Annotated in this window: 21 protein-coding genes; 14 read left to right on the plus strand and 7 right to left on the minus strand. The window is 71.5% G+C overall.

Annotation, left to right across the window (positions count from 1 at the left end):
- Positions 1-93 precede the first annotated feature (93 nt).
- The 4 genes from ABEA46_RS09055 (at position 94) to ABEA46_RS09070 (ending at position 5,077) form a co-directional block, all read left to right on the plus strand.
- Positions 94-1,392, plus strand: coding sequence for a BNR-4 repeat-containing protein (locus tag ABEA46_RS09055; protein WP_345544112.1), 1,299 nt, complete (start codon positions 94-96; stop codon positions 1,390-1,392).
- Positions 1,393-1,612: 220 nt separating this feature from the next.
- Complete coding sequence (locus ABEA46_RS09060) at positions 1,613-2,476, plus strand: SAM-dependent methyltransferase (protein WP_345544113.1); 864 nt, start codon at positions 1,613-1,615, stop codon at positions 2,474-2,476.
- A gap of 53 nt (positions 2,477-2,529) precedes the next feature.
- Positions 2,530-4,263 carry a cation:proton antiporter gene (locus ABEA46_RS09065; RefSeq protein ID WP_345544114.1) on the plus strand — a complete coding sequence of 578 codons (1,734 nt, stop codon included), beginning with the start codon at positions 2,530-2,532 and terminating at the stop codon, positions 4,261-4,263.
- Positions 4,264-4,300: 37 nt separating this feature from the next.
- Positions 4,301-5,077: an alpha/beta fold hydrolase gene (locus ABEA46_RS09070; RefSeq protein ID WP_345544115.1), complete on the plus strand. Its 777-nt coding sequence runs from the start codon at positions 4,301-4,303 to the stop codon at positions 5,075-5,077.
- Here ABEA46_RS09070 and ABEA46_RS09075 read toward each other — a convergent pair.
- Positions 5,019-5,426, minus strand: a complete 408-nt coding sequence (locus ABEA46_RS09075) for an ArsR/SmtB family transcription factor (protein ID WP_345544117.1) — start codon at positions 5,424-5,426, stop codon at positions 5,019-5,021. The genes ABEA46_RS09070 and ABEA46_RS09075 overlap by 59 nt on opposite strands.
- A gap of 16 nt (positions 5,427-5,442) precedes the next feature.
- On the opposite strand from ABEA46_RS09075, the gene ABEA46_RS09080 reads away from it, so the two are divergent.
- The gene (locus tag ABEA46_RS09080; protein WP_345544118.1) at positions 5,443-5,907 is read left to right on the plus strand and encodes an SRPBCC domain-containing protein; all 465 of its coding nucleotides are present in this window, start codon (positions 5,443-5,445) and stop codon (positions 5,905-5,907) included.
- Positions 5,908-6,011: 104 nt separating this feature from the next.
- Here ABEA46_RS09080 and ABEA46_RS09085 read toward each other — a convergent pair whose 3' ends face one another.
- Complete coding sequence (locus ABEA46_RS09085) at positions 6,012-7,637, minus strand: solute symporter family protein (protein ID WP_345544119.1); 1,626 nt, start codon at positions 7,635-7,637, stop codon at positions 6,012-6,014.
- On the minus strand, positions 7,634-8,002 hold the full coding sequence (locus ABEA46_RS09090; protein WP_345544120.1) for a DUF485 domain-containing protein: 369 nt from the start codon (positions 8,000-8,002) through the stop codon (positions 7,634-7,636). Before ABEA46_RS09090 ends, ABEA46_RS09085 begins: the two co-directional genes overlap by 4 nt.
- A gap of 169 nt (positions 8,003-8,171) precedes the next feature.
- Here ABEA46_RS09090 and ABEA46_RS09095 point away from each other — a divergent pair, with 169 nt between their 5' ends.
- From ABEA46_RS09095 to ABEA46_RS09110, 4 genes are read left to right on the plus strand one after another with little or no spacing between them, the layout of a single operon-like run.
- Positions 8,172-9,407 (plus strand): sensor histidine kinase, encoded by a 1,236-nt coding sequence (locus tag ABEA46_RS09095; RefSeq protein ID WP_345544121.1) that lies wholly within the window; start codon positions 8,172-8,174, stop codon positions 9,405-9,407.
- Complete coding sequence (locus ABEA46_RS09100; RefSeq protein ID WP_345544122.1) at positions 9,404-10,138, plus strand: LytR/AlgR family response regulator transcription factor; 735 nt, start codon at positions 9,404-9,406, stop codon at positions 10,136-10,138. The genes ABEA46_RS09095 and ABEA46_RS09100 overlap by 4 nt, the downstream gene beginning before the upstream one ends.
- Positions 10,135-10,539 carry a DUF485 domain-containing protein gene (locus tag ABEA46_RS09105; protein WP_345544123.1) on the plus strand — a complete coding sequence of 135 codons (405 nt, stop codon included), beginning with the start codon at positions 10,135-10,137 and terminating at the stop codon, positions 10,537-10,539. Before ABEA46_RS09100 ends, ABEA46_RS09105 begins: the two co-directional genes overlap by 4 nt.
- Complete coding sequence (locus ABEA46_RS09110; RefSeq protein ID WP_345544124.1) at positions 10,536-12,005, plus strand: sodium/solute symporter; 1,470 nt, start codon at positions 10,536-10,538, stop codon at positions 12,003-12,005. The genes ABEA46_RS09105 and ABEA46_RS09110 overlap by 4 nt, the downstream gene beginning before the upstream one ends.
- Before the next feature lie 16 nt (positions 12,006-12,021).
- Here the strand turns inward: ABEA46_RS09110 and ABEA46_RS09115 are convergent, their stop codons facing one another.
- A complete protein-coding gene (locus ABEA46_RS09115) occupies positions 12,022-13,032 on the minus strand; it encodes a glycerophosphodiester phosphodiesterase family protein (protein ID WP_345544125.1) in 1,011 nt (336 codons plus the stop codon).
- Positions 13,033-13,187: 155 nt separating this feature from the next.
- Here ABEA46_RS09115 and ABEA46_RS09120 point away from each other — a divergent pair, with 155 nt between their 5' ends.
- The 5 genes from ABEA46_RS09120 (at position 13,188) to ligD (ending at position 20,368) form a co-directional block, all read left to right on the plus strand.
- On the plus strand, positions 13,188-14,111 hold the full coding sequence (locus ABEA46_RS09120) for a Bax inhibitor-1/YccA family protein (protein WP_345544126.1): 924 nt from the start codon (positions 13,188-13,190) through the stop codon (positions 14,109-14,111).
- Between the two features lie 103 nt (positions 14,112-14,214).
- A complete protein-coding gene (locus tag ABEA46_RS09125) occupies positions 14,215-15,432 on the plus strand; it encodes an ROK family transcriptional regulator (protein ID WP_345544127.1) in 1,218 nt (405 codons plus the stop codon).
- Positions 15,433-15,575: 143 nt separating this feature from the next.
- Positions 15,576-18,605 (plus strand): alpha-mannosidase, encoded by a 3,030-nt coding sequence (locus ABEA46_RS09130; protein WP_345544128.1) that lies wholly within the window; start codon positions 15,576-15,578, stop codon positions 18,603-18,605.
- A 120-nt stretch (positions 18,606-18,725) separates the two neighbouring features.
- A complete protein-coding gene (locus ABEA46_RS09135; protein WP_345544129.1) occupies positions 18,726-19,064 on the plus strand; it encodes a helix-turn-helix domain-containing protein in 339 nt (112 codons plus the stop codon).
- Between the two features lie 56 nt (positions 19,065-19,120).
- Positions 19,121-20,368, plus strand: a complete 1,248-nt coding sequence (gene ligD, locus ABEA46_RS09140) for a non-homologous end-joining DNA ligase (RefSeq protein WP_345544130.1) — start codon at positions 19,121-19,123, stop codon at positions 20,366-20,368.
- Positions 20,369-20,536: 168 nt separating this feature from the next.
- Here ligD and ABEA46_RS09145 read toward each other — a convergent pair whose 3' ends face one another.
- The 3 genes from ABEA46_RS09145 to ABEA46_RS09155 form a co-directional block, all read right to left on the minus strand.
- A complete protein-coding gene (locus ABEA46_RS09145) occupies positions 20,537-21,139 on the minus strand; it encodes a ClpP family protease (RefSeq protein WP_345544131.1) in 603 nt (200 codons plus the stop codon).
- Positions 21,136-21,762, minus strand: a complete 627-nt coding sequence (locus ABEA46_RS09150; protein ID WP_345544132.1) for a ClpP family protease — start codon at positions 21,760-21,762, stop codon at positions 21,136-21,138. The genes ABEA46_RS09145 and ABEA46_RS09150 overlap by 4 nt, the downstream gene beginning before the upstream one ends.
- A gap of 241 nt (positions 21,763-22,003) precedes the next feature.
- Positions 22,004-23,389, minus strand: coding sequence for a glycosyltransferase (locus tag ABEA46_RS09155; protein ID WP_345544133.1), 1,386 nt, complete (start codon positions 23,387-23,389; stop codon positions 22,004-22,006).
- Positions 23,390-23,449: the final 60 nt, after the last annotated feature.

Consider the following 23,449-nt stretch of genomic DNA (forward strand, 5'->3'; position numbering starts at 1 on the left):
GGGGATCGCTCGCGGTCGCAGAGCGGCAAGTCGGGCCACCCGGCACTGCCAGACTCGAGGGCACCGACGGCCGACGACGAACCGGAGCCACGCATGCCCTCCCCCTACGTGATCAACGACAACGGCGCATGGTGCTGGTTCCAGGACGAACGGGCGCTCATCGACCCGGAGGCCGGCCTGCTCGTCGTCGGCTCCATCGCCGTTGCGGAAGGTCCCGGTGGGGCGGAACGCGCCGGAAACGTCGAGCTCACCGTGGTCGACCTCGCGAGCCGCACCAGCCGGATCGTCGTGCTGCACGAGAACCTCGAGGCGGACGACCACGACGTGCCGGCCCTGTGGCGCCGGCGCGACGGGCGGTGGCTGGCGATGTACGCCAAGCACAAGACCGACGACCTCATGCGGTGGCGCGTGAGCGAGCCCGGCGACCCGACCCGGTGGGGGCCGGAGTCGACGTTCGACTGGACGGAGCTCACCGAGGGGCGCGGCGTCACCTACGCCAACATCCATGAGCTCGACGGCCGGCTGTACTGCTTCACGCGGGCGATCAACGACGACCAGTGCGCGCTCGTGTCGGACGACGACGGCGACACCTGGAGCTTCGCCGGCAAGCTGTTCACCCGGCCCAAGGTGGGCTACGTCAACGGGTATACGCGCTACGCCTCGACGCCCGACCGTATCGACCTCGTGACCACCGATCACCACCCCCGCGACTACGACAACTCGATCTATCACGGCTATCTCGAGCGGGGGATGCTGCACCGCAGCGACCGCTCGGTGCTCGATCCGCGGGCGCTGCAGGGCGGCGCCCCGTCTCAGGAGGGACTGACCCGCATCCTCGCCGCCGGCACCGACCTGGGCGGCGCGACCCTCACGCACGCCTGGACGTCCGACATCCGCGTCGACCCCGCCGGCGGGATCGCGGCGACTCTGACCGCGCGGGGCGACGACGCTCCGGCATCCCCCACGCCGGAGCTCGAGCGCATCCGCGAGATCGCCGACCACCGGTTCGTGTACGCGCGGTTCCGGCCCGACCGCGGCTGGACGGTGCACCCGCTGGGCCTGGCGGGCCCGGGGCTGCTCCCCCACGAGCAGGACTACACGGGCCTCGCCACGATCGACCCGCATGACCTCGACACCGTGTTCGTGTCGACCCCGTTCGACCCGCGTGACGGCAGCCGGGCGCCGCACCACGAGATCTATCGCGGCCGCACCGCCGACGACGGCGCGAGCTGGCGATGGACGGCGATCACCTCGGAATCGGATGCCGACAACCTGCGTCCGATCGTCGCTCCAGGTGACGCGACGCGCACCGCGCTGCTGTGGTTCCGCGGCGACATGACGGCCTCTCAGCACTACCGCTGCGAGATCGTGCTGCACGACAGCCTGGGGTGAGGGTCGGCCGCCGAGGGACCGGCAGCCGCTCTCCGCGGGCGTCTGCGCAGAATTCAGGCCCGGCGAGATGGCAGCTCGTCGGATCCCGCGTGATTCCGCGGTCGCCCGACGCCGGCCTGTCGAATCTCCTGAATTCTGAACGCGGCGACCAGACTGGGGGCCCGTTCCGCCAGCAGCGAATCGGTCTCGGCGCGGCGGACGCCGCGGCGAAGATGGGTGCATGCCCGTGAATGGTGTCGGAGTCACCGCGGTCGCCGTCGCTGCGGCCCGCGCCCTCGAATCGGATCGCCCCGACGCCCTGGTCGTCGATCCGTGGGCGGCCGCGCTCGTGCGCGCCTCGGCGGTCGCCGTGCCGTTCCCCGAGCGCTGGCCCGACGACCTCGACGCCGTGCCCGCCGTGGAGCAGTCGCTGCTGCTCGGCGCCACCTACATCGGCATGCGCACGCGATTCATCGACGACGAACTGCGCGCGGGCGCGCTGCGGCAGATCGCGATCCTCGGCAGCGGCCTGGACACCCGCGCCTGGCGCCTGGACTGGCCCGCCGGCACGCGCGTGTTCGAGCTCGACTCCCCCGAGGTCGTCACGTTCCTGAGCGGGACGATGGATGCTGTCGCCCCGGCGCCGACGGCCGACCGCCGGGTCGTCGCAGCCGATGTGACGGCGCCGTGGGCCTCGGCGATGGTGCGCAGCGGCTTCGGCCCCGGCGAGCCCACGCACTGGGTGCTGGAGGGGCTGCTGCCCTACCTGAGCTCGCCTGACCAGAGCGCACTCCTCGACGACGTGATCGACCTGTCGGCGCCCGGCTCGCGCGCGGTCATCGAGCGCGCCCCCGCGCTGACCGACACCCCCGAGACCCGCGAACGGCTGCAGACCTTCGCCCTGGCCACCGGCATCCCTTTCGACGAGCTGCTCGCCCGCACCGACCCGCCCGACCCCGCTCGCGTGCTCGCTGCCGCCGGCTGGACCGTCGCCGAGGTGTCGGTCGCCGACCTGGAGCACCGCTACGACCGGCCGCTCGTCGCCGACCGCAGCGCATCGACGGCCGACCAGCGCGGCGGGTTCGTCACCGCGGTCAAGGGCTGATGCGGCGCGCAACACGGCGCGAGCCGCTTCGCACGGCTCAATAGGCTGGACAGATGGGCCTCGAACTCGGCTTCTATGCGGTCATCGCCGTCGCGGTGATCGTGGCGGTCGCCGCGTTCTCGAAGAAGCTCGGCGTCGCGGCGCCCATCATCCTCGTGGTCGTGGGCGTCGGGCTCTCGTACCTGCCCGGGGTGCCCGACATCGAAGTGCCGCACGAGATCATCCTCGACGGACTGCTGCCGCCCATCCTCTACGCGGCGGCCATCAGCGTGCCGATCACCGACTTCCGGCGCAACCTCGGGCCGATCGCCAGCCTGTCGGTGGTGCTGGTGATCGTCACGGCCTTCGCCACCGGCATCCTGCTGTTCGAACTGCTCCCCGACCTCAACCTCGCCGCCGCCATCGCCCTCGGCGCGATCATCAGCCCGCCGGATGCCGTCGCCGCGACCTCGATCGGACGACGACTCGGTCTGCCGCCGCGGCTGCTCACGGTGCTCGAGGGCGAGGGGCTGCTCAACGATGCCACCGCCCTCGTGCTGCTGCGCTCCGCCGTGGCCGCCGCGACGGTCGGGCTCGCCTCTCCGTGGGCGGGCGTGCTCGACTTCGCGTACGCGGTCGTCGTCGCCGTGGCGGTCGGGCTCGTCGCGGGCTACGTGACGGTCTTCGTGCGCTCCAAGCTCAACGACCCGGTGCTCGACACCGCGCTGTCGCTCGCGGTGCCGTTCGTCGCGTTCATGCCGGCCGAGGCGCTGCACGCATCGGGGGTCCTCGCGGTCGTGATCGCGGGGCTCTACACCGGGCACGCGGCGCCGACGAAGTTCACCGCGCAGTCGCGCATGAGCGACCGGATCAACTGGCGCACCATCCAGTTCCTGCTCGAGAACGGCGTCTTCCTGCTGATCGGCCTCGAGATCCGCACGCTCGTGGGCGATGTGGACCCGACGATCCTGAGCGCCGGCGAGGCGTTCGGGATCGGCCTGCTCGCGACACTGGCACTCATCGTGATCCGCTACCTGTGGATGGGTCCGCTCGTGTGGGTGCTGGGCAGGCGCGAGGAACGCGACGAGAAGAGCACGTACCATGCCCTTCTCGCGCTGTACTACTACCGCAGCCATACTGTCGCGACGAAGCGTCAGGCGAAGCTGCGCAACAGGCTCGAGCGCGACTACGAGCGCCGTCGTGCCGACCTCGAACAGCGGCGGATGGAGCGCATCGACTGGCGTGGCGGCATCGTGCTCGGCTGGGCCGGCATGCGCGGCGTGGTCACGCTCGCCGCTGCGCAGTCGCTGCCGGAAGACACCGCCTATCGTCCGCAGCTCGTGCTCATCGCGTTCACCGTCGCGGTGGCGAGCATCGTCGTGCAGGGCGGCACGCTGCCATGGGTCATCCGGCTCCTCAAGATCCAGGGCGTCGACGCCCGCGAAGACAGCAAAGAGCTGGCGGCACTGCTCGACGACATCAGCAACGCCGGGCTGCAGGCCCTGGACGAGATCGAATCGGACGCCGCCACCACCACGCCCATCGACCCCGATGTGATCGAGCGCGTGCGGCAGTCCTCGTTCCTGCGCACCGAGGCGGCCTGGGAACGCGCCCGCGCGCTGCGCGCCGGCGCTCGTCCGCACCAGCGGTACCGCGAGCTGCGCCTGGCTGTCGTCAACGCCGAGCGCGACCGGCTGCTCGAGCTGCGCTCACAGGGCACGTATCCCTCGCGCGTGCTGTCCGAGGCACAGTCGCTGCTCGACCTCGAAGAGACCCGGCTCGCCCGCCAGACCGGCGGCGAGCACTGACCTGTCGCGTGTCGGCGACCCGTGATTGGCTGACGGCATGAACACCGCGACCTCTGCTGACGGAACCCCCATCGCGTACGAATCGCTCGGCGACGGCCGCGCGGTGGTGATCGTGAACGGCGCGCTCTCGACGGCCGCCGACGCTGCAGGCCTGGCTCAAGAGCTGGTGGATGCCGGCTACCGAGCCGTCACGTACGACAGGCGTTCGCGCGGATCGAGCGGCGACGCCCCCGGATCCACGCCCCAGCGCGAGGCCGAGGACCTCGCCGCCGTGATCGAGTCGGCCGGCGCCGTGGACGCGGTGCTCGGGCATTCCTCGGGCGCCGTGCTCGCGCTGTACGCGGCCGGACGCGGGGTGCCGACGGGTGCGCTGTTCCTGTCGGAGCCGCCGCTGCGGTTCGGCATCGAAGAGCCGGCCGACGACCTCGCGACGCGGCTGCAGCACTACGTCGACGAGGGCCGCCCCGACGACGCGATCGTCACCTTCCAGCTCGAGGGCGTCGGGCTGCCGCAGCAGATGGTCGAGGCCTTCCGCGCCGGCCCGCAGTTCGCGGCGGTCCTGCCGCTCGCGCAGTCGACCGTGTACGACACGAACCTCGTCCATGACTCGTCGACGCCGAGCCCCGAGATGCTCGCGGTGCCCGGTCCGGTGACGATCCTGCGCGGCGAGCAGACCTTCCCGATCCTGCTCACGGCCGCCGATCGCCTGGCGGAGGAGCTGACGGGCGCCGAGCTCGTGATCGTGCCCGAGTCGGTCATGCACCGCCCCGATCCGGCGGCGACGATCCGCGTCGTTGCGGAGCGGCTGGGCTAGCGCCCGGGCGGACCGCGTCCAGGCGGTCGAGCAGATCGACCGCGGCTCGTGCGTACTCGTCGATCCAGCGGTCGTGGATGCGCTTGATCGGCAGCGGCGCGAGGGCGAGGTGCCGCTCGCGGCCGATCCGGCGGCCGGTGACGAGCTCGGCGCGCTCGAGCACGCGCAGATGCTGCAGCACCGTCGTGCGGTCGACCTCCGGAAAGCGCGCGCACAGCACCCCGGTCGTGAGCGGCTCCCGCTTGAGCGCGTCGAGCATGCGCCGCCGCAACGGCGCGGCAAGCGCCTTGAAAACCAGGTCGTCGTCGGCCGCGTCGCCCGGAGGGGGGTTGTGTGCGGCATCCGTCATGTTATAAAACTACAACATGTCTGAAGAACTGACCGCACTGTCGTTCACCGTGTCGGGGCGCGTCGCACGGCCCGTCGCCGAAGTCTTCGAGGCCGTCGCCGACCCTGAGCAGCTCTCGCACTACTTCACGACCGGTGGCGCACGCGGGCGCTTGGAGAAGGGCGCCGACGTCACCTGGGACTTCGCCGACTTTCCGGGGCGGTTCCCGGTGACGGTCGTCGAGGCCGATCCGCCGCGACGGCTCGTGATCCGGTGGGAGGCCCGCGACGGCGTCGAAGCCGAGACCACCACGACCTTCGAGTTCGAACCCGTCGACGACGACACCCGCACGCTCGTCACGATCACCGAGTCCGCCTGGCTGGCCTCGCCCGCCGGCGCCAAGAGCGCGTTCGGCAACTGCGAGGGCTGGACAGGGATGCTCGCCGCGCTCAAGGTCTGGGTCGAGCACGGCATCAACCTGCGCGACGGCTTCTACGCCTGACGTCCGACCCGCCCACCGTACGGCGGAGGACCGCCCGGGCGAGCCGGACGGTCCTCCGCGTTGCCGGCGGTCCGCCTCCCCCGGGGGCGGCACCGCTCGTTCCGCTAGTGCTGGGTGGCTCCCTCGGCTCCGATGCCGGTGAGCGCCCGCACCTCCATCTCGGCCTCCTTGGCGGCATCCTCCGTGCCCTTGTCGAGGATCGTCCCCAGCCAACCGAGGAAGAACGCGAGCGGAATCGACACGATGCCCGGGTTCGACAGCGGGAACCAGGCGAAGTCGATCGCGTCGGTCTTCAGCATCGACGTCTCGGACCCCGACACGACGGGCGAGAACGCGATGAGGATGATGGCCGAGGCGAGCCCGCCATACATGCTCCACAGCGCGCCCTTCGTCGTGAACCGCTTCCAGTACAGCGAGTACACGATGGTCGGCAGGTTGGCCGATGCCGCGACGGCGAACGCGAGCGCGACGAGGAACGCCACGTTCTGCCCGTTGGCGCCGATGCCGCCGATGATCGCGATGACACCGATCACCACGACGGTGCGACGGGCGACCTTGACCTCGGCGCCCGCGGCCGGCTTGCCCTTCTTGACGACCGACGCGTAGATGTCGTGCGCGAACGAGGCCGCAGCCGTGATGGTCAGGCCGGCGACCACCGCGAGGATCGTCGCGAAGGCGATCGCCGAGATGAGGCCGAGCAGCAGCGGTCCGCCGAGCGCGTTGGCCAGCAGCGGGGCCGCCGAGTTCGCGCCGCCCGGTGCCGCCGCGATGACGGCCGGTCCGACGAGGGCCGCCGCGCCGTAGCCGAGGACGAGCGTGAAGACGTAGAAGATGCCGATCAGCCAGATCGCCCACACGACGGATTTGCGGGCCTCTTTGGCCGTGGGCACCGTGTAGAAGCGCATCAGCACATGCGGCAGGGCTGCGGTGCCGAGCACGAGGGCAAGGCCCAGCGAGATGAAGTCGACCTTGGTGATGTCGCTGGCGCCGTACTTCAGGCCGGGGTCGAGGATCGCCGGGTTCTCGGCGACGGTGGCGGCCTTCTCGAGCAGCGCCGACAGGTCGAAGCCGTGCAGCGCCAGCACCCACACCGTCATCACCGCGGCGCCCGCGATGAGCAGCACGGCCTTGATGATCTGCACCCACGTGGTGCCCTTCATGCCGCCGATGAGCACGTAGAGGATCATGAGCGCGCCGACGACCGTGATCACCAGCGACTGCCCGAGGGTGTCTCCGATGCCCAGCAGCAGCGAGACGAGACCGCCCGCGCCCGCCATCTGCGCGAGCAGGTAGAAGAAGCACACGACGAGCGTCGTGATGGCCGCGGCCACCCGCACCGGCGTCTGCTTCAGTCGGAACGACAGCACGTCGGCCATCGTGAACCTGCCGGTGTTGCGCAGCAGCTCGGCGACCAGCAGCAGGGCGACCAGCCACGCCACGAGGAAGCCGATCGAGTACATGAAGCCGTCGTACCCGGTGATCGCGATCGCGCCGACGATGCCGAGGAACGACGCCGCCGACAGGTAGTCGCCCGCGATCGCGGAGCCGTTCTGGCCTCCGGTGAACGAGCGGCCCGCCGCGTAGTAGTCGGACGCGGTCTTGTTGTTGCGGCTCGCCCGGAAGACGATCACCATCGTGATCGCGACGAACAGCGCGAAGATGCCGATGTTGAGCCAGGGGTTGCCCGGCGACGACGCGGGAGCGGCATCCGCTGCGAAGACGATGCTCATCGCGAGACCTCCTCAGGGGCCGAAGCGGGGTCGACGGCGACCGACTCGCGGATCTCGCTCGCGATGGGGTCCAGGCGGCGGTTCGCGAAGCTCACGTACCAGGTCGTGACCGCGAAGGTGGTGACGATCTGCGCGAAGCCGAGCAGCATCGCCACGTTGACGTGCCCGAACACGGGCGTCGACATGAAGTCGTGTGCGTACATGGCCAGCAGCACGTAGGCGAGGTACCAGACCAGGCACGCCACCAGGACGGGGAAGACGAAGCCGCGCTGGCGCTTCTTCAACTGCTGGAACCGGTCGGATTGCTGTACCGCGCGGTAGTCGACGTCTGGTGCCGTCACCGCGCCCGGGGCGTCGTTGCCCATGGCTTCTCCTTCGAAGGGGGATGGAACACGCAGCGCGTGCTGCGCGTGACGATGTTGCCGCGCGCGGGACCTCTCCGACGGGCAGCGCCGCTCGTCGTCGACGAACGGCGTCGACGGTGCGACGAACGGAGTCCGGCCGCGCCGGGCGACGGATTACGCTGGCCTGAGAATGCCCGACTCGCTGCTGCTGTTCGCGGGCGCCGGCGCTGTCGCCGGGGCCGCCGCGGTGGGTCTCGTCGTCCTTCTGCGGCGGGTGCTGGTCTCATCGCGCGAGCTCGGGACCGACGCCGAGCAGGCGACCTATCAGACCCTCCACCTGGCCGCCCGGGCTGCCAAGCACCTGCGGGGCGGCGTCAGCCAGCAGGATGCCGTCAAGGCCGGCCGCCACCTGAAGTCGCTGCTCGGCTGCGACACCTTCGCGATCGTCGATCCGCACGGGGTCGTCGCGCTCGACGGCGACGAACGCCTGCGCGAGGTCGCCGCGCAGCTCGCGGCGAGCGTGCACGCGGCGGGCAAGGCGCAGGTGCGCCGCGGGGTCGGCGCCGACGTCGACGCCGTGTCGGCCCCGATCCTCATCGGCAAGCGTCCGGCGGGCGCGATCGTCGCGTTCTCCAGCCCGGTGCGTGCCGGGCTCGTGCGCGCGACGGCGGAGGTCGCGGACTGGATGGCCGCGCAGATCGAGCTCGGAGAATTGGATGCCTCCCGCACCGCGCTCGCCGAGGCCGAGGTGCGCGCGCTCCGCGCGCAGATCAGCCCGCACTTCATCTACAACGCGCTCAACGCCATCGCATCGTTCATCCTCACCGACCCGCAGCGGGCGCACGAGCTCGTCCTCGAGTTCGCCGACTTTACGCGGTACTCGTTCCGCCGCCACGGCGAGTTCACGACGATCGCGGAGGAGCTGCACTCGATCGACAGCTACCTGCGCCTGGAGCGTGCGCGCTTCGGCGATCGGCTGCAGGTGACGCTGCAGATCGCGCCTGAGGTGCTCGGCACCGTCATCCCCTTCCTGTCGATCCAGCCGCTCGTCGAGAACGCCGTCCGCCACGGGCTCGAGGCGAAGGAGGGCGGCGGGCGCATCACGATCGAGGCCTCCGATTCCGGCGCCTTCGCCGAGATCACGGTCGAGGACGACGGCGTGGGCTTCGACCCTGAGCAGATCCGCGAGGTGCTCGCACCCGGTCCGCTCGGCGCCGCGGCGGCCGGTTCGGCGAGCGCGCGACCGCGCGACAACGTGGGGCTGCGCAACGTCGACGCCCGGCTGCGCCAGGTGTACGGCGACGAGAACGGCCTGGTCGTCGAGACCCAGATCGGCGCCGGGACGCTCGTGCGCATGCGGATCCCCAAGACCCTGCCCAAGGCCGCGTCGGCGACCGGCCCCGTCCCCGCGAGCACTGACGCATGATCGACGTCCTCATCGCCGACGACGAAGAACCCGCCCTCGCCGCGCTCGCGTATCTGCTGGAACAGGATGCCCGGATCGGCCGCGTGCACCAGGTGTCGACCGGCGCCGATGCCATCCGCCTGCTCACCCGGGAGCGCATCGACGCGGTGTTCCTCGACATCCACATGCCGGGGCTCTCGGGGTTCGACCTCGCCCGGGCACTGCAGCGGTTCGAGCACCGGCCCGCCCTGGTGTTCGTCACCGCCGACGAGGACGGAGCGCTCGAGGCGTTCGACCTCGAAGCCGTCGACTACCTGCTCAAGCCCGTCCGTGGCGTGCGCCTCGAGCGGTCGATCTCGCGCGTGATCGACGCGCTTCGGCAGACGCCCGAGGCCACGGCGCCCCCGGCCGCCGAGCTCATCGCGGTGACCCTGGGCGGCACCACGCGCATGATCCGCCGCGATGACGTCCGCTACGTGCAGGCCCAGGGCGACTACACCCGGCTGTGCACCGCCGAGGGCGGGTTCCTGGTGCGCGTGCCGATCTCGGACCTCGAGCGCCAGTGGGCGGACGCCGGCTTCGTCCGCGTGCACCGCTCGTATCTGGTGGCGCTGGCACACGTCGCGCAGATCCGCCTCGGCTCGGATCATCCGACCGTCGTCGTCGGCGATGCGGCACTGCCGGTGAGCCGCCGGATGCTGCCCGGTCTGCGCGACCGCCTCGCCCAGTCGACGGTGCGGGCGGACCCGTGACCGACGACCTCGGCGAAGCGCCTCCGCCCGCCCGCCCGGAGCGCGTCCGGATCACGGCGGCAGGCCTCGGACCGGCCGCACGCCCCGCGTTCGACCTGCGTTCCCCCGCGCCCAGCGGACGGGCGACGGAACCGGCTGCCGTGTACGTGCGCTCGCTCATCCGCTCGCAGCTGCGCCTCGGGATCGTGGCGACGACGGGCTTCATCGTGGCGACGATCGCCTTCGTGCTGATCCTCGCGCTCGTGCCCGATCTCAGTGCCGCGGTCGTGTTCGGGGTGCCGGCATCCTGGCTCCTCCTCGGATTCGGGCTGTACCCGCTCGCGATCACCGTCGCCGTCCTCTACGTGCGCGCGGCGGCCCGCAACGAGGCGCGGTACCGCGCGCTCACGGTGGACGAATGAACCCCTGGGTGGGCTACGTGAGCATCGCCGCCGTGGCCGCGGCATCGACGCTGATCGGCTTCTACGGGCTGCGGGTGTCGCGCACCACGAGCGACTTCTACGTCGCGAGCCGCACCGTGCGCCCGTGGTGGAACGCGTCGGCCATCGGCGGCGAGTACCTCTCGGCGGCGTCGTTCCTCGGGGTGGCCGGGCTGGTGCTGCTCACCGGATCGCAGGGCCTGTGGTTCCCGATCGGCTACACCGCGGGCTACCTCATGCTGCTGCTGTTCGTCGCCGCGCCGCTGCGCCGCTCCGGCGCGTACACGATCCCCGACTTCACGCAGGCGCGGCTCGAATCGACAGGCGTGCGCCGTGTCACCAGCGTCCTCGTGATCGTCATCGGCTGGTTCTACATCGTGCCGCAGCTGCAGGGTGCGGCGCTCACCGTGAGGATCACGACGGGGATGCCGGCGTGGGCGGGGTCCGTGGCCGTCGCGGTCATCGTCGCGGCGGTCGTGGTCGCGGGCGGCATGCGCTCCATCACGTTCGTGCAGGCGTTCCAGTTCTGGCTGAAGCTCACCGCGCTCGCGATCCCCGCCGTGGTCATCCTCATCGTCGTCGCGGGAGGCGTGCCGGGGATCGTCGCGCATGCGGCATCCATCGATCCGTTCCCGGCGGAGGCCGGACCGGCGGGGCTCGACGTCTACCGCACCGTGTCGCTCATGGTCGCGCTGCTGCTGGGCACCCTCGGCCTGCCCCACGTGCTGGTGCGGTTCTATACGAGCCCCGATGGCGTCGCCGCACGCCGGACGACGGTCATCGTGCTCGCGCTGCTGTCGGCGTTCTACTGCTTCCCGACGGTGTTCGGCCTGCTGGGCCGCGTGTTCGCCCCCGACCTCGCCGCCGGCGGGCAGGCTGACGCCCTCGTCCTCATGCTGCCGGGACGGCTCGTGCCGGGCCCTGCGGGCGTGCTGCTGACGGCCCTCGTGATCGCCGGCGCGTTCGCCGCCTTCCTGTCGACGACCTCGGGTCTGGTCGTATCCCTCGCGGGTGTCATCAGCCAGGACATGCTGGGCGGCAGCGTGCGCGGCTTCCGGATCGCGGCCGTGCTCGCCACGATCGTGCCGCTCGTGGTCGCCCTCGCGACCGAGTCGTCAGGGCTCGCCGGCAGCGTCGGCCTCGTCTTCGCGTTCACCGCCTCGACGCTGTGTCCCGTCCTCCTGCTCGGCATCTGGTGGCGCGGGCTCACCGCACGGGGCGCGGTGGCCGGCATGCTCGTCGGCGGCACGCTGTCTGCGGCGGCGATCTTCGGCGGCGGGATGCTGGCGGCCTGGGCCCCCGGCATCCGTCCCCTCCTCGAACAGCCCGCCGCCTGGACGGTGCCGATCGCCGTGGCCGTGATCGTCCTCGTCTCGCGCACCGACCGCCGCGGCACGCCGCGCGGAGTGGACACGTTCCTCGCGCGATTGCACACCCCTGAGATGTAGGGGCGAGGGCCCACTGTCAGGGGCGGAAGAACTCCACCCCGAGATCGGGGTGGTCGACGAAGACGCCGTCGATGCCGGCATCCCGGATCACACCCCACTCGCCCTCCCATTCGCCGAACGCCGACGGGCCGCCGGGGCCGCGGAATTGGCCGATCAAGAACCGGTTCTCGGGCCGGCACGTCCAGGTGAACACCCTCAGCCCGCGTTCGTGCGCGTCGGCGACGATCGCCGACGGGCCGTTCGTGCGGCCCAGCCGGTCGGGGGCGAGGATCATGCGCTTGTCGACGCTGATTCCGTCGACCTGCCCGACGAGTCCGTCCAGACCCGCCGGCGTCGCGAGCGACGGATACGTCGGCGCGGCCTTGCCCTGCGTGGACGCGAGGTCGAACGGACGCCCCGCCGCTTCGAGCAGGTACACGTACGAGGCGCGGATGCCGCGTTCCTTGAGCGCCAGCAGCACCGTCGACTCGAACGACTCGACGGTGAGCGGCCATTGTCCCGCGTCCCAGCCCGCGTCGCGGAGCTCGGCCTCCACGAGCGCGGCGACATCCCAGCCGAGCGATGCGAAGTACGTCGCGTGCTTGATCTCGAGCACGACGCCGATCTCGCGCCCCTGCTCCAGCGACGCGGCCCGCGCGGCTTCGAGCACGTCCCGTAGACACAGCACGGTCTGCTCGCCGTCGAAAGTGGCACTCGACGGCCGCAGGTCGGCGATCCGTTCGCGGCAGTACAGCGTCGAGAGCTCGTCCCACGTGAAGTCCTCGGTGAACCAGCCGGTCAGCGCAGCCCCGTCCACGGTCTTCGTCGTGCGGCGGTCGGCGAACTCGGGGCGCTCGGCGACGTCGGTCGTGCCCGAGATCTCGTTCTCATGACGCACGATCAGCACTCCGTCGCGCGAGACCACGACGTCCGGCTCGACCGCGTCCACGCCGAGCTCGAAGGCGAGGGCGTACGACGAGCGGGAGTGCTCGGGGCGATACCCCGGCGCTCCGCGATGACCGATGACGAGCGGAGTCCGGCGCGGCATCGCACCAGGCTAGCCCGAGCGCCGGACGACCCGGGGCGGGCGGCATCCCTTCATAGTCCTCTCACAGGGCCCATCCGACCCCGGCGGCCGCCTGTCGGTTAGTGTTGATCAACAGCACCGTGCTGGGATTCCCTTGACATTGGAGTGTGAGAGCAGTGGCCCTCAACAACCCCGCGTTCAACAACCCGGCCTTCCAGGACCCGAAGGCCGTCAAGACCTACCCCGGGGGTGCGCAGGCAGCCAACCTGGGTGCGCAGACCCAGTACGCCACCGCGCAGCACGCCACAACGGATGCAGCCGCGCAGGCGCAGCTCGAGGGCATGTACGCCGCTCCGTCGGCCGGCGCCGCCGAGACCGGGCGCATGTCGTACGAAGACACCATCTGGAAGACGGTCGGCCTGTTCGCCGTCCTCCTCGCCTTCGCCGCCGTCGGCTGGGTGTGGACGATGGCCGGCGTCACCGCGATCAACCCGCAGATCAACGCACTGCCGTGGATCATCGGCGCGCTCGGCGGCTTCGTCCTGTCGATGGTCGTCATCTTCACGTCGCGCAAGAAGATCCGCCCGGCGCTGATCTTCGGCTACGCGGCGTTCGAGGGTCTGTTCGTCGGCGGCATCTCGGCGTTCTTCGAGTTCATCTACCACGGCATCGTCCTGCAGGCGACCCTCGCGACCCTCGCTGTCGTCGGCGTGACCCTTGCCCTGTTCGCCAGCGGCAAGGTGCGCGCATCGAAGCGTGCCACCAAGGTCTTCCTGATCGCGATGGTCGGCTACCTGGTGTTCTCGCTCGTCAACATCGGCCTGATGATCTTCAACGTCCCGATCGCCGGTGGCGCGTTCGGCATGCTCAGCAACCAGAGCCCGCTGTTCGGCATCCCGTGGGGCGTGCTGATCGGCATCTTCGTCGTCATCATGGCCGCGTACTCGCTGGTGCTCGACTTCGACAGCATCCAGCAGGGCGTGCGCAACGGCGCCCCCCGCCAGTACGGCTGGCTCGGCGGCTTCGGCATCATGGTCACCGTCGTGTGGCTGTACGTCGAGATCCTGCGGATCCTCGCGATCGCCCGCGGCAACAACTGACGCCGTTCTCACGAAGAGGCCGCCCGGTCACCGGGCGGCCTCTTCGCGTTCCACGGCGGACTCCGGGTAGCCTGCGGGGAGCGACGGCTGCACGGAGGGGACGATGAAGCGCGGATCGAACATGCCCGCGGTCGGCACGTACAACCAGACTCTCGTGCTCGACATGATCCGGCGCTCGCCCGCCGGGCTCAGCCGCATCGAACTCGCGGCGCAGACCGGGCTGTCGGCCCAGACGCTGGGCAACGTCGCCCGCCGCCTGGCCGCAGAGGGCTTCGTGGTCGAGGGCGACAGGGTCGTGCTCGGCCCCGGGAAGCCCCGCACCCCGCTGCAGCTCAACCGCACCGCGCGGTATGCCGTCGGCATCCATCTCGATCCCTCCGTCGACACGTTCGTCGTCGTGGACCTGGCGGGCGACATCGTCGCGCACAGGGAGCGGCCGCCGGCCGCCGAGGCCGGCGCGGCCGAGCTGATCGCCGCGCTCGCCCGAGATGCGACGGCCTTGCTGCGCTCGGCCGACGTGCCGATGGACCGCGTGCTGGGCATCGGCGTCGCCGCGCCGGGGCCGATCGACCACGAGTCCGGCACCGTGCTCACGCCCCCGCTGCTGCCGCGCTGGCACCACACCCGCTTGCGCGAGCTGCTCGCCGAGGCCGCCCGCCACCCCGTCGTCGTCGAGAAGGACGTCGTGGCCGCCATGGTCGGCGAGCTGTGGGCCGAGACCGAGCATGCCCTCGACGACGCCGCGCTGGTCTACTACGGCGCAGGGGTGGGGCTGGGCATGGCGGTCGACGGCGAGGCGGTCCGTGGCCGCACCGGCAACGCCGGTGACATCGGCCACCTGCTCGTCGAACCGGGTGGACCGCCGTGCCACTGCGGGCAGCGCGGCTGCCTCGGCGTCTCGGTGGCGCCGGAGCGCCTGCTGTTCGACGCCGGCATCACGGACTCCCCCGCGATCGCGCCGACCGCGGTGTGGGGCGCGATCGACGAGATGCGCACGCGCATCGCTGACGGCGACCGCCGTGCGCTGGCCGTGCGGGACTTGGCCGCAGCGGACTTCGCGCGGGCGATCGTGCTGCTGAACAACGTGCTGGACGCCGGCACCTTCGTGATCGGCGGCCCGGTGTGGAGCCGTCTGGGTGAGGCGCTGCGGCCGGCGCTGGACGCCGCACTGCCGGTAATGCCGCAGATCACGACCACGCGGCCGATCGTGCTGCGCGAGGCACGGCTGGGGACCGACCTGGCGGCAGCGGGTGCGGCATCCCTCGTCCTCGACGAGGCGTTCACCGCGCGCGCGTCGGACCTGATGATCGGTCTCGCGTAGAAGTGGGGCGCTCCGCGTCCCGTCGACGCTTGACAGATTTACTAAATCTGTTTGAATAACATGTGCGCGAGGCTGCACGACCCATGGAGTGCGCGTTCGCCGGTTCTGTCCAGGGCCGCGGCCCCACGTCTGAAAGCACAGGCATGCACGACCGTTCCTCTCTCGCCCGTCTTCGCGTCGACCGGTTCGTCGTCGAACGGCTCCGGCCGCACGTGTACCGCGCATCGGCTCCTCTGCAGGCGACCCGATGGGATGCCGCCGACGAGCCCGTCCCGTTCGACACCGCCGCGGCGGGTCAGTACACCCCGATCGCGCCCGGCGACCTGTGGGGCCTCCCGTGGGGCACGACCTGGTTCCGTGTTCGGGGCGCCGTGCCCGCGCAGTGGCGCGACGCCGACGGCGCCCTTCCCGCGCGTACGCGCCCCGAGATCGTCGTCGACCTCGGCTTCACTCAGGGGCAGCCCGGCTTCCAGTGCGAGGCCATGGTGTGGAGCACCGCAGGCAGCCCGGTGCGCGGCATCGAACCGCTCAACAACGCGGTCGCCGAAGCCGTCGATGCGGCGGGCGAGGTCGATGTGTACATCGAGGCGGCCTCGAACCCCGACGTCGGGAGCCTCTTCACCTTCGCACCGACACCGGTGGGCGACCGCGCGACGGCGGGCACCGACCCGATCTACACCCTGCGGCACCTGGACGTGCGGCTGCGCGATCTGGAGGTCGCCGACCTGCTCGCCGACACGCTCGCGCTGCGGGGCCTCGCCGACGAGCTCGACGCGGGATCGCCGCGGCGGGCCGACATCCTCGTCGCGCTGGAGCGCATGATCGACACCGTCGACCCCGACGACATCGCCGGCACCGCGGCCGCCGGTCGCGCCGTCCTCGCCCCGGTGCTCGCGAGCCCCGCGTCCGCGTCCGCACACACGCTGCACGCGGTGGGCCACGCGCACATCGACTCGGCCTGGCTGTGGCCGGTGCGCGAGACGGTGCGCAAGGCGGCGCGCACCTTCTCGAACGTGCTGTCGCTCATGGACGAGGACCCCGAGTTCGTGTTCGTCGCCTCCAGCGCGCAGCAGTACGCGTGGATCAAGGAGGTCTACCCCGACCTGTTCGAGCGCATCCGCGCCCGCGTCAAGGAGGGCCGGTTCATCCCGGTCGGCAGCATGTGGGTCGAATCCGACACGAACATGCCCGGTTCGGAGGCGATGGCGCGCCAGTTCGTCGCGGGCAAGTCGTTCTTCCTGCGCGAGTTCGACCTCGACACCCCCGAGGTGTGGCTGCCCGACTCGTTCGGCTACTCGGGCGCCCTCCCCCAGATCGCGAAGGCCGCGGGCGCGCGCTGGTTCCTGACGCAGAAGATCTCGTGGAACGAGACGAATCGGATGCCGCACCACACGTTCCTGTGGGAGGGCATCGACGGCACGCGCCTGTTCACGCACTTCCCGCCGGTCGACACGTACAACTCGCGCGTCACGGCCGACGAGCTGGCCCACGCCGAGCGCAACTACGCCGACAAGGGCCGCGGCACCGTGTCGCTCCTCCCCTACGGATACGGCGACGGCGGCGGCGGCCCCACCCGCGAGATGACGGCCGCGGTCGCCCGCACCGGGTCGCTCGAAGGCTCGCCGCGCGTCGAGCACAGCACGCCGCGCCGCTTCTTCGAGACCGCCGAGGCCGAGTACCCGCTCCCCGAGGTGTGGTCCGGCGAGCTCTACCTCGAGTTCCACCGCGGTACGTATACCAGCCAGCTCAACACCAAGCAGGGCAACCGCCGCAGCGAGCACCTGCTGCGCGAGGCGGAGCTGTGGGCGGCGACGGCGAGCGTGCGGTGCGGCATCCTGTATCCGGCCGAGCGGCTGCAGCGGGTCTGGGAGACCGTGCTGCTGCAGCAGTTCCATGACATCCTGCCCGGCTCGTCGATCGCGTGGGTGTACCACGACGCCGAGCGCAACTACGCGTGGGTCGCACGCGAGCTCGAAGACATCATCGGAGAGAGCCTGCGCGCGCTCGCAGGGTCGGGCGACCGCACGCTCGTCGCCAACGCCGCACCGCACGACCGCGGCGGCGTGGTGGCGCTGGGCGCGGGTCCGGATGCCCTCGCGGCCGAGGTCGCTCCCGTGGTGGAGGGCACCGGCTGGGTACTCGACAACGGGATCGTGCGTGCGACCGTCGACGCTCGTGGGCTCGTCGTCTCGGCTGTCGACCTCGCGAAGGGCCGCGAGGTCGTGCCGCCCGGACGCGCTGCAGGCCTGCTGCAGCTGCACCGCGACACCCCGACGCAGTGGGACGCGTGGGATGTCGACGTGCACTATCGCAACACGGTGCGCGACCTCACCGAGGTCGCCTCGATCGGGGTCGAGGGGTCATCGGTCGTCGTCGAGCGGCGGTTCGGCGAATCCACCGTGGTCGAGCGCATCAGCCTCGCCGAGGGCTCGCGCGTGGTGTCGTTCGCGTTCGAGCTGGACTGGCACGAGAAGCAGAAGCTGCTGAAGCTCGCGTTCCCGCTCGACCTGCACACCGATCGCGCCGCGTCGGAGATCCAGTTCGGCCACATCGAGCGTCCGACTCACACGAACACGTCGTGGGATGCCGCCCGCTTCGAGACCGTCGCGCACCGGTGGATCCGCGTCGCCGAGCCGGACTTCGGCGTCGCGGTGGTGAACGACTCGACGTACGGGCACGACATCACGCGGGAACAGCGCGACGAGCGCGGCGGCACGATCACGATCGCACGCCTGTCGCTCATCCGCGCGGCGCTGTTCCCCGACCCGACCCAGGACCAGGGCGCCCACGCGCTCCGGGTCGGGCTCGTCGTCGGCGCCGACATGGCGCAGGCGGTGACCGAGGGCTACCGCATCAACCTGCCCGACCGGCGCGTCGCCGACGCCGCGGCCGAGGCCATCGAGCCGCTCGTCGCGGTCGACCGGCCGGGTGTGGTCGTCGAGGCCGTGAAGCTCGCCGAGGACGGCAGCGGCGATGTCGTCGTGCGCCTATACGAGGCGCTGGGCGTGCGCGCCCATGCGACGCTCACCGTGGGGTTCGACGTCGCCGGGGTGCGGCAGGTCGATCTGCTGGAGCGCGACGTGCCCGCCGATGGAGTGGCTGCCGACGGCGCGTCGGTGCATCTGGAACTGCGCCCGTTCCAGATCGTGACGCTGCGGTTCACCCGCGTGTGAGGGGGATCGGGACTGATCCTGCGGCGTCGCGCAGCACGGCCGCCCAGTCTCCGGGCGGGGCCGTTCTGCTGTGGGCGGAACGGGTCGCCGGGTGGCGGCATCCCGTTCTATCGTGACGCCATGGCCGAGATCATCACGCTGCCGACGAAGCCCGCGCGGCCCCGCCGCGACCCCGAGCCGCTGTGGCGCGACGCCCTCGGGGAACAGCTGCGACGCCTGCGGCACGAGCGCGGCGAGCGCCTCGCCGACACGGCCGACCGCGCGGGGGTCTCGCCGCAGTATCTGTCCGAGATCGAGCGCGGGCTCAAAGAGCCGTCGAGCGAGATGATCGCCGCCGTCGCCGGCGCGCTCGACGTGACGCTCATCGAGCTCACCGCGGCCGTGGTCGACGACCTGCGGTCGCGCGAGACCGAGCGCGCCGCCGTGGGCTGCCGCGCCGCCTTCGCCCTCGCCGCCTGAGCCGGTTCGGGGCAGCCCCCTGGTCGATGTCGCGAGGCGTCGCTAGCGTGGGCCGGGTGACCCCCGCAAAGGCAGAGGCCGAGATCCTCGACATCGGCGGGCACGAGGTGCGCATCTCGAGCCCGACGAAGATCGTGTTCCCCGAACCCGGCGTCACCAAGCTCGACATCGTGCGCTACTACCTGTCGGTCGCCGATGGCGCACTGCGTGGCGCGGGCGGCAGGCCGATGGTGCTCAAGCGCTTCCCGAAAGGGATCGACGCCGAGCCCTTCTTCCAGAAGCGCGTGCCCGAGAACCACCCCGACTTCATCGACACCGCGACGCTCCACTACGCCCGCGGCACGTCGGCAGAGGAGGCCGTGATCCGGGATGCCGCGGGCCTCGCCTGGATCGTCAACCTCGGCTGTCTCGACCTGAACCCGCATCCGGTTCGCGCGGAGGACCTCGACCATCCCGACGAGCTGCGGATCGACCTCGATCCCATGCCCGGTGTGGACTGGTCGCAGATCGTCGACACCGCGTTCGTCGCCCGTGAGGTGCTCGACGATGTGGGACTCGTCGGCTGGCCGAAGACCAGCGGCTCTCGCGGCATCCACATCCTCGTCCGCATCGCGCCGCAGTGGGACTTCCGGCAGGTGCGCCTAGCCGCAGAGACGCTCGCCCGCGAGGTCGCGAACCGCGCACCGGGCCTCGCCACCGCACAATGGTGGAAGGAGGAGCGCGGCGAGAGCGTGTTCGTCGACTTCAACCAGAACGCGAAGGACCGGACCGTGGCATCCGCATACTCGATCCGGCCGCTGCCCGACGCGCGCGTGTCGACGCCGCTCGGCTGGGATGAGGTGCGCTCGCGCCGGCCCGAGGAGTTCACGGTGCTCACTGTGCCCGCGCGCTACGCCGAGCTCGGCGACCCGCACGCCGGCATCGACGAGACCGTCGGCACGCTCGACGGATTGCTGCGCCTGGCCGAGGAGCTCGGCCCCGCCGAGAAGCCGCCGCGCGGCGGCGGCGCGGACGGTCGCCGGCAATCCACGATGCCGCTCATCGAGATCGCCCGCACGAAGACGAAGTCCGAGTCGATCGCCGCACTCCAGGAGTGGATCCGGCGCCACCCGGCCGCGAACGCGCAGCTGCACCCCGCGGACGTGCTGATCGACGGGATGCGCGGCTCGAGCTCGGTCTGGTACCGGGTGCGCGTGAACCTGCAGCACGTGGCCGAGGACGAGCGCCCGCCGCAGGAGGAGCTCATCGCCGACTACGACCCCTGGGAGGGCAAGGTGTGGCCGGGCGCCCCCTCCGGTCGTTGAGCGGAGCGACGAAGGAGCGAAGTCGAAACGTCGTGAGACGCTCTCGGGGACCGGCTCGACGCGGACGTCGCCGACGGGGCCGGGTCCGATCGGCGGCTCGCGGCGTCTCGACTGGCTCCTCTCGCTCGACGACCGGGGCGCGACCGGAGCCCGGCGCAACCGGCGGGCTCACCCGGCGTGCGCCGGGACCCGGTCCAGCACGTGGTCGGCGAGACCATAGGTCACGGCGTCGGCGGCGGTGAACACGCGGTCACGGTCGGTGTCGGAGCGAAGCTGTGCGGCATCCTTTCCGCTGTGCCGCGCGAGGATCTCTTCGACCTCGCCACGCACCCGCACCAGTTCGTCGGCCTGCAGGATGAGGTCGGGGATCGCGCCCCTCCCCTGCCCCGCCGGCTGATGCAGCACGACGCGTGCGTGCGGCAGCACCGAGCGCTTGCCCGGCGCACCGGCGGCGAGCATGACGGCGCCGACCCCGATCGCCTGTCCCACGACCGTCGTCGCGACGTCGGGGCGCACGTGCTGCATCGTGTCGTAGACGGCGAGCATCGCCGAGGGATCACCGCCCTCGCAGTTGATGTAGAGCTGGATGTCGCGGTCGGGGCTGTCGGCGTCGAGGTGCAGCAGCTGCGCGATGAGGGCGTTGGCGACGCCCGCGTCGATGCCCGTGCCGAGGTAGACGACGCGTTCGGCGAGCAGGTGCGAGTAGACGTCCATGATGCGATCGCCCCGTGGATGCTGCGCCACGACGTTCGGGATCGTGTACCCGCTCATGCTGCGACCTCCGTCCCGATCCCGAGCCCCGCCGGTCGTCGGCGCCTGGGCACGACCTGGGCGAAGTCGTCCACGATCGCGTCGATGAAGCCGTACTCGCGCGCCTGCTCGGCGGTGTACCACCGGTCGTGCAGCGAGTCCTCGAAGATGCGGTCGAGCGGCTGTCCGGTGTCGTTCGCCACGATGCCGAGCACCGTGTCGCGCGTGTAGCGGAGGTCGTCGGCCTGTACCTCGACGTCCACCGTCGAGCCGCCGATGCCTGCCGAGCCCTGATGCATGAGGATGCGCGCGTGCGGGAGCGCCCGCCGTTTGCCCGGGGTCCCTGCCGACAGCAGGAACTGCCCGGCGCTGCACGCGAGGCCGAGCGCGAGCGTGGCGACGTCGTTGGGGATCAGCCGCATCACATCGCGGATCGCGAGCATCGACGGCACCGAGCCGCCGGGCGAGTGGATCCACAGCGCGATGTCGGCCGCCTCGTCCTCCGCCGCCAGGGCGAGCAGCTGGGTCGTGAGCAGCGTGCCGTTGTCGTCGTCGAGCGGGCCGTCGAGCACGAGCACGCGCTGCTGGAACAGCTCGCGCCGCGCTTCAGCCCCGAACTGGGGGATCTTGCCTTCTTCTGCCATGACCCCAGCCTGCGCGCGGCGGCCCGGCGCAGCGTCCGTTTCCGCTCCCGGCGGCTCTGCCCTCGGCGGATCGACGGGGCCACGCTCCCGCCTTCCTCCCCCAGGTCGAGTCGTCGCATATGTACGCGAAATGCCCTGGATGGCGTACATATACGACGAACGGACCCCATGGGGCGGGCGGAGCGGGGCGTGGACGGGGCGGGAGGAGGCGGCAGCAGGGCCCCGCCCGGCGAAAGGGGTGTCAGCGCGCGCGGCGCGAGGGGTGCCCGACGGCGGCACGCAGGGCCGCGACCAGCGCCGGGCGCACGGCCTCGGGCGTGAACGCCGCGGCCGCGGCGCGGGCGCGGGCGGCGAGCTGCACGCGGCGGCGGTCGTCCCGCAGCAGGTCGATCAGCGCGGCCGAGAGCGCCTCGACATCACCCGGCGGCACGAGCACACCCGCATCGCCGACCGCCTCGCGCGGCCCGTAACGCGCATCGGTCGACACCACCGGAAGCCCGCGCGCGAGCGCCTCGGCGATCGACAGGCCCTGCCCCTCGAACGCGGTGGAGGTCAGGAACACGGACGACCTGTCGAAGACGGCATCCCGTTCCGAGGTCGCCCCGTGCAGGGTGACGGATGCCGCGACCCCGAGCTCGTCGACCAGCGTCTGCAGCTCGTCGCGCAACGGGCCGTCGCCGTACACGTCGAGGTGCGCGTCGGGCACCGCCGCGACGACGGCGGGCCACGCCCGCACGGCGAGGTCGACGCGCTTCTGCGGCGCGAGGCGGTTGAGCATCACGACGCGGTGCGGGTCGCGGCGCACTGCCGCACCGGGCTCGGGGCCGAGGTCGATCGTGTTCGGCACGACGTGGAACGTGCCCGGGTCACCGAACCGCGCGGCGACCTCGTCACGCTGCGCCGCCGTGGGCCACAGCACGGCATCGTGCGCGTCGAGGGTGCGCAGCCAGCGCTCCCACAGCCCGGTCACCGGCGCGGCCGGGTCGTCGTGCGGGGCCGGCAGGTGGGAGTTGTGGATCGTGTGCACGAGCCGCACGCGGGGGTCGTCCCACCCGACGAGCGCCTCGCCGATCTGGCGGGACTCGCACACGACGACGAACAGGCGATCGGGATCCCCCGCCGCGCCGCGTCGCGACGCGGCGATCGCCTCGAGCCACGCGATGTAGAGCCCGCGGAACCCGCGCAGCACGCGATCCCCGTCCGGCGCGTGGACGACGACGTTCGCGTCGCGCAGGTGCCATTCGGGGTCGTTCTCGATCACCGGGAGCTCCGCGATGGGCCGGTCGGCGGCATCCCGCACCGTCCGGTACGCCACGCCCGGCGTCCGTCCGCCCGGCTCGCCCGCGCGCGACAGCCAGTCGCCGCCCGCGAGCAGCTCGTCGAACAGGTTGCGCACCCGCGACGGATCCGGGACATGCCCGCCGTCGACGAACGCCTGCCGCTGCGCGGCGTGGGCCTCGGGCGACTGGCCGTCGACGCTCAGCATCAGCGGCTCGCGCGCGCCCGCGGCCTCCAGCAGCCGCAGCCGCGCGGGCACCGCCACGGCGAATCCGCCGTCGAGCCCGAGGGCGATCCGGCTCCCGAGCACCACGTAGTCGGCCTCGGGCAGCTGCGTCTCAGAGCTCACCCGTCCATCCTTCCCTGCGACGCCTGCCGAAACGAATGGATGCCGCAAGCCAGGGCTTGC

The sequence above is a fragment of the Microbacterium jejuense genome (assembly GCF_039544225.1).
In the GTDB taxonomy this organism is placed as follows: Bacteria; Actinomycetota; Actinomycetes; order Actinomycetales; family Microbacteriaceae; genus Microbacterium; species Microbacterium jejuense.